Annotated in this window: 11 protein-coding genes and 2 pseudogenes; 5 read left to right on the top strand and 8 right to left on the bottom strand. The window is 58.5% G+C overall.

The window, feature by feature from the left end:
* Window positions 1–16 precede the first annotated feature (16 nt).
* From P3T21_RS32990 to P3T21_RS32965, 6 genes and pseudogenes are all read right to left on the bottom strand, one after another.
* A complete protein-coding gene (locus P3T21_RS32990) occupies window positions 17–931 on the bottom strand; it encodes a LysR family transcriptional regulator (protein ID WP_429260130.1) in 915 nt (304 codons plus the stop codon).
* 121 nt (window positions 932–1,052) lie between these two features.
* Window positions 1,053–3,059: an acetate--CoA ligase gene (acs, locus tag P3T21_RS32985; protein ID WP_429260129.1), complete on the bottom strand. Its 2,007-nt coding sequence runs from the start codon at window positions 3,057–3,059 to the stop codon at window positions 1,053–1,055.
* A 498-nt stretch (window positions 3,060–3,557) separates the two neighbouring features.
* Window positions 3,558–4,787 (bottom strand): hypothetical protein, encoded by a 1,230-nt coding sequence (locus P3T21_RS32980; protein ID WP_429260128.1) that lies wholly within the window; start codon window positions 4,785–4,787, stop codon window positions 3,558–3,560.
* A 754-nt stretch (window positions 4,788–5,541) separates the two neighbouring features.
* Window positions 5,542–5,637: pseudogene (locus P3T21_RS32975) on the bottom strand (transposase); the annotation flags it as partial.
* 19 nt (window positions 5,638–5,656) lie between these two features.
* Window positions 5,657–5,758, bottom strand: a pseudogene (locus P3T21_RS32970) (transposase zinc-binding domain-containing protein); the annotation flags it as partial.
* Window positions 5,759–5,783: 25 nt separating this feature from the next.
* Window positions 5,784–6,182, bottom strand: coding sequence for a nuclear transport factor 2 family protein (locus tag P3T21_RS32965; RefSeq protein ID WP_429260127.1), 399 nt, complete (start codon window positions 6,180–6,182; stop codon window positions 5,784–5,786).
* Window positions 6,183–6,262: 80 nt separating this feature from the next.
* Between P3T21_RS32965 and P3T21_RS32960 the strand changes: the two genes are divergently transcribed.
* The 3 genes from P3T21_RS32960 (at window position 6,263) to panB (ending at window position 8,681) form a co-directional block, all read left to right on the top strand.
* Window positions 6,263–7,204, top strand: coding sequence for a LysR substrate-binding domain-containing protein (locus P3T21_RS32960; protein WP_429260126.1), 942 nt, complete (start codon window positions 6,263–6,265; stop codon window positions 7,202–7,204).
* 125 nt (window positions 7,205–7,329) lie between these two features.
* Window positions 7,330–7,773: a PaaI family thioesterase gene (locus P3T21_RS32955; RefSeq protein ID WP_429260160.1), complete on the top strand. Its 444-nt coding sequence runs from the start codon at window positions 7,330–7,332 to the stop codon at window positions 7,771–7,773.
* A 77-nt stretch (window positions 7,774–7,850) separates the two neighbouring features.
* Complete coding sequence (gene panB / locus P3T21_RS32950) at window positions 7,851–8,681, top strand: 3-methyl-2-oxobutanoate hydroxymethyltransferase (RefSeq protein WP_429260125.1); 831 nt, start codon at window positions 7,851–7,853, stop codon at window positions 8,679–8,681.
* Between the two features lie 321 nt (window positions 8,682–9,002).
* Here the strand turns inward: panB and P3T21_RS32945 are convergent, their stop codons facing one another.
* Window positions 9,003–9,959 carry a helix-turn-helix domain-containing protein gene (locus tag P3T21_RS32945; RefSeq protein ID WP_429260124.1) on the bottom strand — a complete coding sequence of 319 codons (957 nt, stop codon included), beginning with the start codon at window positions 9,957–9,959 and terminating at the stop codon, window positions 9,003–9,005.
* Between the two features lie 95 nt (window positions 9,960–10,054).
* Here P3T21_RS32945 and P3T21_RS32940 point away from each other — a divergent pair, with 95 nt between their 5' ends.
* Both P3T21_RS32940 and P3T21_RS32935 read left to right on the top strand, forming a co-directional pair.
* Entirely contained in the window at window positions 10,055–11,299 is a 1,245-nt protein-coding gene (locus P3T21_RS32940; protein ID WP_429260123.1) for a DUF1479 domain-containing protein, read from the top strand.
* Window positions 11,300–11,372: 73 nt separating this feature from the next.
* A complete protein-coding gene (locus P3T21_RS32935; protein WP_429260122.1) occupies window positions 11,373–12,620 on the top strand; it encodes an ABC transporter substrate-binding protein in 1,248 nt (415 codons plus the stop codon).
* A gap of 408 nt (window positions 12,621–13,028) precedes the next feature.
* On the opposite strand, the gene P3T21_RS32930 is transcribed toward P3T21_RS32935, so the two are convergent.
* The coding region (locus P3T21_RS32930) for a transposase (protein ID WP_429260121.1) at window positions 13,029–13,468 on the bottom strand (440 nt) is incomplete at its 5' end.

Here is a 13,468-nt window from a genome sequence, read left to right as displayed (position 1 = left end):
GCCTGAGGAGTGGCGGTCAGTCGACGCTTCTCGTGCGAAGACGGCAGACGGCCATGAGCGCGAGCAGGTTCGGATCCCGTTCGCGTGCACGCAGGAAGCTCACGCCAATGGTCTGGCGCATCAGGTATCGCGGCTGTAGCGGAATGAATTGCACCTTGTCGCCGAATACACCGCGTACACGCCCTGGCAAAAGCGTATAACCGACCCCGCCGCTCACAAGGTTCATCAGCGAAAATATATCGCCGACTCTCATAGTGACGTTCGGAGTGAAGTCCGCGACGCGAAACGCCTCCAGAAAGCCATGATACGTCGCGAAGCCCTCGCCTAGCGAAACGAATGTCTCGTCGCGACAGTCCCTCAAATCGACGGCTTGCTGATTAGCGTAGGGCGATCCGGCGGGTGCTGCGAAAAAGATGTCATCTTCGAACAGCGGAATGGATTCAACTTCAGGCTCGGCGTCGGGTACCGCCATCAGGGCGGCATCGATGACGCCCAGCTTCAACTTCTCCATCAGTTCGGCATTCGGCCCGAGCACGAGCTCGACCTGAAGCGTCGGCCGCCGCAGCTTGATATCGATGACGATGCCGGGCACGGTCTTGATGGTCAGCGAATACAGGGAGCCAATCTTCAGACGATGCGACGAGTAACCCGCGGCCTCACGCGTCGCGCGAATGCCATCGGACATCAGCGTGATCACCTCCTGTGCTACATCGGCAAGCATCTGCGCGGCTTCCGTCGACTTCAGGTTGCGGCCCTCGTGCCGGAACAGCGCACACCGCACACCTTGTTCGAGCGAATGCAGCGCCCGGTGCACGCTGACCGTGCTCACATTCAGAGCCTCCGCTGCCTTCGACAGATTGCCGGTGTCCATAAATGCGAGCAGCACTTCCAGCTTGCGAAAGGTGATTTCGTCGTCGATTCGGTCGCGCATCTTGAACTGTTAAATGATCTGATTCGACGATTATCGGCTCGCCTCCGCTTCTGACATATAGCGTTAATCCCGCATTCTTCAGGCTGCGGAACGCCGTGAACATTCTCCTCGCCAACCCACGCTAGAACGCCTCGCCCAGTTGGTCCAGAATGGACGGATTCTCGAGGGTCGAGACATCCTGCGTGATCGTTTCGCCTTTTGCCAGGGAACGCAGTAATCGTCTCATGATCTTTCCCGAGCGCGTCTTCGGCAAGTTGTCGCCGAACCGAATGTCCTTCGGTTTGGCAATAGGGCCGATCTCCGTGCCAACCCACTTACGCAATTCCGCGGCGAGCTGCCGGGCTTGCGCGCCGGACGGGCACTCAAGCTTGAGTACCACGAAGGCGCAGATGGCTTCCCCGGTCACTTCGTCAGAGCGCCCCACCACGGCCGCCTCCGCAACCATAGGGTGAGCAACCAGTGCGGATTCAATTTCCATCGTACCCATCCGGTGGCCGGAGACGTTGAGCACGTCGTCGATGCGTCCTGTGATGGTGAAATACCCGCTGTCCTTGTCGCGGATCGCCCCATCCCCGGCGAGATACACGTCCCCTCCGAGTTCCGCCGGGAAATAACTCTGCCTGAACCGTTCGGTATCAGCCCAGATCGTACGGATCATCGATGGCCATGGGCGCTTGATGGCGAGGAGGCCCCCGCTGCCGTTGGGCAACACCTGCCCGGTTTCATCGACGACCGACGCCATGATGCCCGGCAACGGAAGCGTGCACGAACCTGGGACGAGCGGGGTGGCGCCCGGCAAAGGCGCAATCATGTGCCCCCCCGTTTCGGTCTGCCAGAATGTATCGACAATTGGGCAGCGGTCTCCACCGACGTGATGGTAGTACCACATCCACGTATCAGGGCTGATCGGTTCGCCGACGGTGCCCAGTAGTCTCAAGCTCGAGAGGTTATAGCCCGCAGGATGAATTTCAGTATCCGCTTCCGCCGCCTTGATCAGTGACCGGATAGCTGTGGGCGCGGTATAGAAAACGCTTACCTTGTGGCGCGCGATCATTTCCCAGAAGCGACCCGCGTCCGGGTAAGTTGGTACGCCTTCGAACATCACTTGCGTCGCGCCCGCTGCGAGCGGCCCGTACACGATATAGGTATGCCCTGTGATCCAGCCGATATCGGCGGTACACCAGAACACGTCGTCGGCCTTGATGTCGAACGTCCATTTCATCGTGAGCATAGCCCACAGAAGGTAGCCGGCCGTGCTGTGCTGCACACCCTTGGGCCGCCCTGTGGATCCGGACGTGTACAGAACAAAGAGAGGGTGTTCGGCGTCTACCGGTTCGGCGTCGCAGATATCGGACTGGTCTGCCGAAATTTCGTGCATCCAGCGGTCACGATTTTCTGTCCATCTGATCCTGCCGCCCGTTCGCCGGTAAACGACCATGTGACGCACGGATTCGCAACCTCCCAGTTCGATCGCCTCATCCGCAATCGCTTTAAGCGGGAGCGCTTTCCCCGCCCGCATCTGTTCATCTGCCGTGACAAGCGCTACCGCACCGAGATCCGAGACGCGTTCCTGCAACGCTTTCGCGGAAAAGCCACCGAATACCACCGAATGCGTCGCTCCGATACGCGCGCAAGCCTGCATCGCCACTACACCTTCGATCGACATCGGCAGATAGATGACGACACGATCGCCCCTGGCGACGCCAAGGCCCTTGAGCGCGTTCGCGAAGCGGCAGACTCTGGCATGCAACTCACGGTACGTGACGCTCGTCAGAGTCCCGTCATCGGCCTCGAACAGGATGGCCAACTTGTCGCCGTTCCCGTCGTGGAGGTTGCGATCCAGACAGTTGTATGACGCATTGAGCTGGCCGTCCCCAAACCATCGATATAACGGTGCGTTGCTTTCATCAAGGACTTCGGTGAACGGCTTCGACCACAAGAGATTGGTACGGGCAAGGCGGGCCCAGAATCCTTCATAATCCTCTTCGGCTTCAGCGCAGAGAGCGTCGTAATGTTCCATACCCGAGATTGTCGCCCCTTTTGAAAACGCATCAGGTACGCTGAAAACGCGGCTCTCTCGCGTCATTGATTCGATGTCGGGCAAGTTCTCTCCTCCGAATGGCTTCATGCGGGTGTTTCCTCGGACAATCTTCGCCGTATGTCATGCCACGCCGTTCGATACGGCTCGCGTCCTTGTTCTTCGCTTTCGCACCGTAACCTGCGCGCCTCCGCAGATCAATTAACCTGGGGAGCAGATATTTAGCTCAATTGAAAAGCCCACGCCGTCCGCTTCATGTATTCCGACTTTCGAAAATATAGTTGTCGTTGAACTTTGGACGACCTGCCTTGGCGCGCCATCCCGATTAGTTGGATAAATCCGCCTCACGAAAAGCTGGTTAACCGTGAGGCACAGTGGTCCATTCCGGCCGCGCGTCGTCGACGCTCATGCAGAACCACGGCCCGCATTTTCGAGCGACGCCACTCTCAAAGTGCCCCGACTCCGGCCGCTGCAGCCTGGCTTGAGCCGCCGACGCACACTGCGTTCCGGGCGACCTCAGGTGGCCGGGATCTGGACGCTTGATAGCGCTCCAGCCCCGGCTATATCGATCGCCCGCTCGCCGTGCTGCTATCGGGCGGCAAACACAGATACCCCTCCGTTGACAAACCCGTTCGATGCGCAGTCCGGACAACCAGCCGGCGCGGTGGCAGAAGAGTAGGGAACAAAGACGAGCCCAGTTGCGGGATCAATCGCGACCGAATGCGCATTGTTGCCGGTGTTCAGCCGCGCCGCAACGCTGCGCGAGCCAGCGTCGACGATCGTGAGCATCGGTTTGCACGGCGAGGCCGCGGTGCACGTTCCGTTCGTCGAAGCGTTGCCCGATGCAGTCCACCGGCTTGTCGCGTTGTAGTATCGGTTCGTCGCGGCGTCGTATTCGAGTTGATCGCCGCCGCCCGCGTTAAGTGAAGCGACGAGCGCGCCGCTTGCCCGGTTGAAGATTTGCATCAACAGTGGCGAGCCTGTAGTCGCCTCGCGGCACCCAACGGCGATGTCGGTGCCCGGCCCCAGCGCAAGACCGGTCGGATCGCAATTGCCTTCCGGGTACATCGCTACACCCGAAAGAGCTGTGTAATTCTGCGTCGTCCCAGACGGTATCGCGCGAATCGCTGTGCCGGGCAGCTTGACCAGTTCGCCATGCGGATTTGCAGTGCTTCCATCGACATTGACATAGAAGTTGTCGCTCGCCGCGTCGTACACGCACGCCTCCAGCCCCGCAGTGGGTTGACCGGCCGCGTCCGTGAAGGTGACTTTCGCGATCACACTTTGAGTAGTTATGCTGATGAACGTCGCGAATGGCGTCGGCTCTTCTGGACTCGAGATCATGAAGATGCCGTGCGTCGAGTCGAGACAACCCTCGTCCGCCCGCACGCCCGTGGTGCTGACAGGGATGTTGGTGAGCACGGCGCCCGCAGAAGGGTCGACGATTTTCACGGAGTTGACGTCACCGGTATAGAAGAGGCTCCCGACCGGTGTTGCGCCATCGGGCCCGGACGTCGAATTCGAGCCCGACCCAAGACCTGCGAATGCGAGATTCCCGCTGCCCTGGATCGACTTGACAAAGGTCTTGGTCGGAATGTCTATCACGTCCAGAGCCGCGTTATTGCGATCGGTGAAATAGTAGCGGTTGCCGTTCGTGGTGCCGATATCGAACGAAAAATTGGTCCCTGCTTTCACGTTCGGCACCGCAATGTCGGCGACAAAGTGTGGTCCCGTTCCCACGTTATCATTGCCGCCACAACCGGCCAGCGCAAACACCGCGCATACGACCGAAGCCTTTACCCATGCTGACCTGTGCATCTTATATCTCCTATATTCTCGTTACTCACTGGATGACCGCACGCGCGGTGCGCGTCCGGAGCAAGCGCGGAACCTTGCCTGCGGATACGAGATATGCAACGTATCCATGTGCTCACTACTGTCGCTTTCCTGGGTCGGCGTTCGCGATAATGGCCGAAGCTGCCGACACGTGTCCGCTTTTCGGCGACAAATTTCAACTTCCATACGTCTGCTACGGGTGCCCCGAGGCAGACACTGGCGAGACGGCGTTAGAGAAGGCCGGGTAGGCTCATGTAGCAAGAATTCGCTGGCGTTTTGTGATCTGGCGAACTCCCATATCGCCCGGCGAAATCAGGTTTCGAACGACACCCACGATTCAGTCGATCGGCAATACCACGTCATCCGTGATCGAACCGATGGGCGGCAGTCGGGAATGCTTTCCGCGAGGCGGGTGGCCGAGCCGGAATAGGACGGACTTTGATCGGACATACCGCTCTCGCTGGAAACTTGAATCGAGTCTATGGTGCGAGCGGCATCGGTTCAATTACGCCCGGCAGGAATTCGTTATCTCCGAGCTAACGATCTTGTGAAGGTGAAGAAAGAAGCCGTGAGAGGGCGGGCAAGCCGGTCATCGGCGTGCGCCTTAGGGGTTATCCCGCGTTCGATCGCTGATTGAATCGGGGTGGACTCAGGATTCACCCCAACGTACGTTAGCCGCGTCGCGCACGAGCGCGAGGAGCCGCTGGTTGGAGATGGCGACGCGGTGGATATAGTGCGACAGGCCCCCGCCGGGGACAATGCCATGCAAGTGTGAATGATGCGTCAGTGCCGAGCCCCACGTGTGCAGCACGAGCGTGGCGCCGGTATGCGGCGCTGGCCCGCCACCTGGGGCAATGGCGGTTGCAGCACGAGTTGCAGCCGACCTCGACCTGTGTGCAGCCGGAACAGCGCAACACATGTCCACCCAGCGCGGCACTGCGGCACTGTTCAATCACCTCTGTGTATGTGGGGTCCACACTACGCGTACTTATCGCCGACCGCGCTGCGGATCGGATAAGTGTCGTACACAATTTTCATGCGCTCGACGAGCCCGTTTGCGTCGAACTCGAACACATCGACGCACTCGAAGCGCACGGCGGAACCGTCTTTCAGCACCCAATTGTAGATGAAGTAACCCGTCGCACGTCTAGCGCCCGTTGTGCTGACGCAGATGTCGATAGGTGTAATCTTGCTCTCTCCCGACGCCTCGCTGACTTTGGCAAAGAACGGCGCAGCTTGCATCCAGCCGAGAAACGGCGAGAAAATCTGCGCATCCGGTGCAAACAGTGCGCAGATCGCGGCGACGTCGCCGCGCTCCAGCGCTTTGAGGTAGGCGCGAACCTGATGCGTATAGAGTAATTCTGGCGACGACACCACAGTAACCTCCGATGATTCGTTAAAGACGCTGCCCGGTCAAACGAGCATGCACGCGGTTGAAACAAGATAGCGACGTACCGATGACCGAACAATCGAAAAATCCGCAAGCCGGGTATGCGACCGGAACATACCCCCTGGCCGATCTGACTCGCCCGCTACCATCGCTAACCCGGTTTCAGGCGTTCGTCGCTGCGGCATATCTCGGCAGTGTAAGCAAGGCCGCAGATCACCTGTGCCGCACGCAGGGAGCGGTCAGCCGGCAGATCCAGCAACTGGAAGCACATTATCAATGTGCTCTTTTCGTTCGCCACGCGTCGGGCCTCGCGTTGACAGCCGAAGGAGACACGCTGCTTACGGTGGCAGTCCACGTGCTGACGCAGCTCGTTCAACATGCTGCAATTCAGCATGTCGCGGCGTCGGTGATCACTGTGCGGTTACCGTCCACCTTTGCGATTCGCTGGTTGCTCCCGCGGCTGGCAGAAATCAACAATGCGCTGGGCGGCACTGAGCTGCGGATCTCGACATCCGCTGACGACATGCCGGATTTCACCGCGCCGGATGTCGACGCCATTGTTGTGCGTGGCACCGGACAGTGGGTGGGCGTAGAAGCGGTACCGCTGTTTGCCGAGACGCTCGCGCCAATGTGCACACCCGCATTGGCTGCGTCTCTCAGATCGGTCGCTGATCTTGCGGACGTGACGTTGCTACATCCTGGACCTGGTTATGCGGAATGGCGTGGTTGGCTTGATGGTGTCGGGGCGACGTACATCAATGCTCGACAGGGGCTTGTATTCGACACACTTGAATTGACGCTCACTGCCGCAGCAGAAGGTCATGGGGTTGCAATCGGCGACCCACGCATGGCGCAAGAAAAGCTTGATGTGGGTTCCCTGATGACGCCATTTCGCGAGGTAGTGCGAAACGGTGCGTCGTACTTTCTGGTATATCCATCTCAACGTGCGGCCCAGCCGAAGATTCATGCCCTTGCTGAAATCCTCGTGCGGCTGGCGCAAGAAGAGTGACTTACGCGAGTACGCCAAACAAAAAGCAATCGCCACGTGCGTCCGCAGATCCGTCAGTCGCGTCATTGGCATTGGAGCGGCTTGCGTCGCTCGATGATATGGAATTTACCAATACCATCCCCCTTATGACACATATACCCGACTCCCTCTTCGCTGAACGCATTCGCGCCAGCTTCATGCGCCAGAATGCGATGACGTTGATTCAGGCGACTTTGCCCGTGGTTGAACACGGCCACACCGAAATTCACCTACCAGTTTGGAGTGGTGTCGAGCAGCAGCATGGCTTCGTACATGGCGGCGTAGTGGGCATGATTGCTGACTCTGCTGGCGGATACGCCGCTATGACCTTGGTACCGGCCAGCGCTTCAGTCTTGACCGTCGAATACAAGTTGAATCTGGTTGCTGCGGCCGACGGCAACAGCCTGATTGCCCGTGGCCGGGTTGTCCGTCCCGGCCGTACGCTTATCGTCACTCAGGCAGAAGTATTCGCCGTCAAAGGAGGCAATGAAACGCTGTGTGCATTGATGCAACAAACCATCATGGTGATGCACGGCAAGGAAGAGAAGTAGATCGAGGTTGACGACGGCCGGCGCAGCATGGCGACCCCGCGTGCAGCTACCCCCCTTTTTAACGAAGAGTACTAAATATGGCTGGATATCTCCAAGAAGGCGAGAGCGCCGTAAGCCGCAAAGCGGTCACCGTGTCTTCGCTATTGAACATGAAAAATGCAGGCGAAAGGATTGCAATGCTGACCTGTTACGACGCCAGCTTCGCATCGTTGATGGACCGCTGTGGCGTTGATATGGTGCTGGTGGGCGACTCACTCGGCAACGTACTGCAGGGCCACAGCACGACATTGCCGGTCACTCTAGCGGATATCGCTTATCACACAGCGTCGGTCAGTCGAGGGAACCGATCTGCATTTGTGGCCGCTGACATGCCATTCGGTACCTATGCAACTCCGGAATCTGCATTCGACAATGCTGTGAAACTGATGCAAGCAGGTGCGCAGATGGTCAAACTTGAAGGGGGCGCCTGGCTGGCCGATACCGTAAGATTTCTCACTGAGCGTGGCGTACCGGTTTTCGCTCATCTGGGCCTCACGCCGCAGTCCGTGCATCGACTCGGTGGGTTTAAGGTACAGGGGAAAAAAGCAGAAGACGTAGAGCAATTGAAAGCTGATGCCATCGCACTGCAGGCAGCGGGCGCCTCTCTTCTCCTTCTTGAGGCCATTCCGACTTCCGTCGGGAGGGAAGTGACAAAGTTGCTGGATATCCCGACAATCGGTATCGGGGCTGGTCCGGACTGTTCGGGGCAAGTGCTTGTGATGCACGACATGTTGGGCGTCTTCCCCGGCAAGACCGCTCGCTTTGTACGCAACTTCATGGACGGGGAGTCGAGTATCGAGGGTGCTATCCGCGCCTATATCAAGGCAGTGAAGGAGAACCTCTTCCCCGCCTCGGAACACTGCTTCTAGGCGTGGCCATGGCAAACGGTTTTCGTCATTTCGATGGAAGACCGCGCACGGCTTACGCACCAACGACAGTCAAGCTGCGGTCCGCTGCCAGAGCGGAGTCGACGGTCGAACGCCTATGCGGAAGTGCGAGCGAACCGCCATAAGTGGGTGGGTGATGCATCAAGCGATGAGTATTGCGGCGCGTGCGCCAAGCTCTGCGAGAGACGGTACGCGACCATCATCGGCCGAATCATAAACCGAGACGAGTGCCAACTCTTACCCGACGAGAAGGCATCCCAATACGGCCAGCTTCAATCCCGCGCTTGGGGTCGTCTGCCTGCGTTACGCAATTGATTTCGGTAGTCGCAGGTTCCGTTGCAACGAAGGTGAGCGTTCGTTGATCTGTGGACTGGCGTCTGTTTCGGCAATATCGCCGGCCGCGAACTGTTTACGGTAAGCGGCGGGCGTGAGGTTCTTCAACGCCTTGAACTGTCGGTTGAAGTTAGCGACGTTCGGAAATCCAGACCGGGCTGCAACGACGGAAACAGGAGTGGACGTGTGCGCGAGCATCCGGCAGGCGTGTCCAATCCTGACTCGCGCGATATATCGCCCAACGCTCTCTCCAATGTGCTGCTCGAAATAACGAGCCAGAGAACGTTCCGACACATTAGCAGCGTCGCAAAGGTCGGATAAACGCAGCGGTTCCGCGAAGCGTAAATCGATCATTGAGAGCACGCGGTTTATACGCTCCGGTTCGTGCCCGGAAGGACCCTCTGCACGGTCGCTAAACGCGGTCGGCGAAGCAAGCGGATCACCTGGTGCTTCCGCGAGCATGCACAAGACATTGAGTGCCGCGGCAAGGCGTTCTCGCGCGGTGCTGGACAGCAGATCGTCGACCTGTCCGCGCATCGCTGCGCCGACCTGCGGACTGAATGCCAGTCCGCAAGCTGCCCGACGCAACAGGTCACGCAAAGGCGCATATTCCGGGCAGACGTCCGCAAGCCGCCGCGCCCATTCGCCGCCGAACCAGATCACGATTGCAACCTGAGGAGATGCTGCGTCAATCGAGCGGTTCGACGCCCACGTATGAGGAAGATTCGGCGGCACGAGAACCAGGTCTTCCTCTACATAGTCTGCAATCGAATCGCCGATATAACGCTTGCCCTGACTGTTCAGCGTCAGGGTCAGTTCGTACTCGGGATGATGGTGCCATTCAAACGGAATGCGCGGCAGACGCCGGTGGTAAACCCTGACCGAGCAGTCGTCGCCAAATTCGACATGTTCGTATGCTGGTTTCATGGCAGAAGACGCAAAGAAATTGTCTGGATGATATCACTTTTGTGGGTGCGGTCAGCCTATGCTGCGGTTATAGCAGAACCCACAAGGAGACGACCATGGCACTCATCATCGACGATTTGCCGACAGCCATCCGGCAGGCCAAGCAGGAGCTTCGCGCACGACTTCCGAACTATCGCGATGTTTTCGCCGAGGTGGATGAAACGATCCGCGCCGAAGCCAGCAGAATTGCCGCGCAACGCAGTCGCGGCGAAAGCGTGATCCCCGAAATCCAGTTCTCCGACATCGCGGAGCAGCGCGTGAGCGCCGAGCAGATTGAACTCGTCAAAACGCGTGGTGCATGCGTGATCCGCAATGTGTTCGACCGCGCGCTGGTGGAAGGGTGGGACCGCGACATCGCAGACTATGTCGAACGCAACGACCTGGATACGCGCTTGCAGAACCGCGCCGAGGACAAATACTTTGGCCAGCTCGCGTCGAGCAAGCCACAGATTTACGGCGTGTACTGGTCAAAGCCACAGGTCCTCGCGCGGCAGGCGCCGTCGCTGACTGCGGCCCGTGTCTTTCTGAACCGGTTGTGGCGCAATGAGAGTGAAGGCCGGGTCCATTTCGATCCAGAGCGCGTCCCGGTCTACGCGGACCGGATGCGTCGACGGCCGCCTGGTTCCGAGTCATTGGGCTTGTCCGCGCATTGCGATGGCGGCTCGGTCGAGCGGTGGATCGAGGGTAACTTCCGCAAGGTGTACCGGCTTGTGTTCGATGGCAACTGGCGTCAATACGATCCGTTCGACGCCGCGTTCCGGCCGGACGTAGAGGAGATTGCGTCGCCCGCCGTATGTTCGATGTTCCGCACGTTTCAGGGCTGGACCGCACTGACGCCGCAAGGCCCTGGCGACGGCACGCTGCAACTCGTGCCCATTGCAAATTCGATGGCTTATATCCTGCTGCGCGCCCTTCAGGACGACGTTGCCGAGGACGACCTGTGCGGCGCGATGCCTGGCCGCGCGCTCTCCATCAAGCCGGAATTTCATGCACCGCTTTTCGACGCGCTGTCATCGATTCCCCACATGCAGGCAGGCGACACCGTGTTCTGGCACAGCGATGTGATCCACGCAGTGGAAGACGCGCACCGTGGCGCCGGCTATAGCAACGTGATGTATATCCCGTCGGCGCCCGCGTGTGCCAAAAACGATGAATACCTCAGGCGCCAATTGCCCAGCTTCCTTGAAGGCAAGAGCCCGCCTGACTTCCCGACTGACCATTTCGAAGTCGACTTTGTCGGACGGGCTACCGCCGAAGATCTGACGCCCCTCGGTAAAGCTCAACTCGGTTTCGATCTGTAAGCGCTACCCTGACGCACGCCATCGTGGCGTGCGCCTGTCTGGTGATTCATAAAGAAAACTAACGGAGACAGCAATGAAAAGAACACTCATGTCAGCAGCAATTGTCGCAGCGGCGCTTGCCACAGGCGCACAGGTCGCAAGTGCTGCCGAGTCACTTTCTGTATTGCACTGGTGGACCTCGGGCGGCGAATCGAAGGCGATCAGAGTGCTTAAGGACGACATGAATAAGCAGGGTTACGAGTGGAAAGACTTCGCCGTAGCCGGAGGCGCAGGTGCGGCTGCCATGACGGCATTGAAGACACAGGTCATGTCCGGTAACGCACCGTCGGCCGCGCAGATCAAGGGACCGCTGATACAGGACTGGGCTGATCAAGGGGTGTTGGTCGATATAGACAAGTCCGCTACCGACTGGAAAGCCCAACTTCCAGCGCAGATCAACAAGACCATGATGTCAAAAGGCCACTATGTCGCCGCGCCATTCTCGGTGCACCGGATCAACTGGCTGTGGATCAACAAAGCCGACCTCGATAAAGTGGGCGGTAAGCCGCCGACGACATGGCCCGAGTTCTTCGCGCTAGCCGACAAGTTCCGGGCTGCGGGCATTACGCCCGTCGCGCGTGGTGGCCAGCCTTGGCAAGACATGACCATCTGGGAGACAGTCGTGCTTTCTCAGGGCGCGGATTTTTATCGCAAGGCCATGATTGATCTCGACCAGAAAACACTCACTTCGCCTCAGATGTTGCAGGTGTTCCAGATTGTCCGGAAGATTCAGGGTTACTTCGACAAAGGCTCGACTGGGCGCGACTGGAATCTCGCGACTGCCATGGTCATCAACGGATCGGGTGGGATGCAATTCATGGGCGATTGGGCGAAAGGCGAGTTCGCGAATGCGAACAAGAAAGCCGACGTTGACTATATCTGCGCGGCTGCGCCTGGTACGTCGAACGCCTTCACCTACACAGTAGACTCGTTCGTGTTTTTCCAGCAGAACGGCAAAAAAGAAGCGACGCCGGGACAGCTTGCGTTGGCCAAGACAATCATGTCCCCCGGCTTCCAGGAACAATTCAGTCTTTACAAGGGTTCGATTCCGGTGAGGCAGGATGTTTCAATGGACAAGTTCGACGCCTGCGCCAAGAAGTCATACGCAGATGAGCAAACCACAATCAAATCCAACACGTTCTTTCCGTCGTTCGCCTTTGGTGATGTTCAGTCGTCAGCCACTGAAGGCGCGATTACCGACGTCGTAACGAACTTCATGAACTCGAATGAAGACCCGCAAGAGGCGGTGCGCAAGATCGCCGCCGCAGCGAAGATCAAATAGGTACGAATTTCGGAGCCGCCTCGCGAAAATCAAACGGTCATGCAAGGTCATTCGAGGAATATGAGGTGACCTTTATGAACATCTCCTCCATGTCTCCAAGATGTGGATTTAGGCCGCCGTTCGCGCGGGCTTTCTTTTCGTTGGAGATCCCCTTCCAATTAAGCCCCTCCTGATCCGTCGGCCATGCGATTCGACGCAACGGAATCCGACGACGACCGATATTGACGGTCTGTAGGCCAGTCTGGTGGGCACTGCCGGAGGAAAAGACCAACAGTCAGCAGCCCTTGCGTGCTCTGCGACCAACTGCGCATCGACTTTGATCGCTATCTTTTCTTTCCGCCGAGTCCAACATCCTGCGAATTGACTTGCATCCTGGTCGAATGCTGTATAAATTTAAGGGCTATCCTGTTAGCACCACAATTTCGGATTGCGGGCGTATGGGCGCTTGGTCGGAGTGGGTTTTCGGGTCACCGCCTTGTAGGTGACCGGTTCAGTCATGACAGCCTGCTCGAGCAGGCGATAGAAAAGCAGACCGCGGGATCGCGCCGTGCGGCGATTGAAACGGAAAACGAACTCATCAAGATAGTAGTCGAGCTGGATCGGCTTGACCGCGCCCTGATGTGTCCCGAGGAGCCAGCGCTTCAGCAACGACGCTACGCGATGCACGCCTGGCAGTGGGACATGCGCCGGGATCGACCCCGGCATGACAGATCTGATAGCGAACCGCTCATGCTGATAGGTGTCGCCCAGAGAGCCATAGATAGAGCCGCCATCAGTGCGCACTAAGGAGCCGGGCTCCACTACCTCTTCGATGAACGGCAAGACATCCAGGGCAGTCTCTTCTTCGA

It is taken from the genome of Paraburkholderia sp. GAS334, from assembly GCF_050436625.1.
In the GTDB taxonomy this organism is placed as follows: domain Bacteria; phylum Pseudomonadota; class Gammaproteobacteria; order Burkholderiales; family Burkholderiaceae; genus Paraburkholderia.
This window is presented reverse-complemented; position numbering and strand designations above follow the sequence as displayed.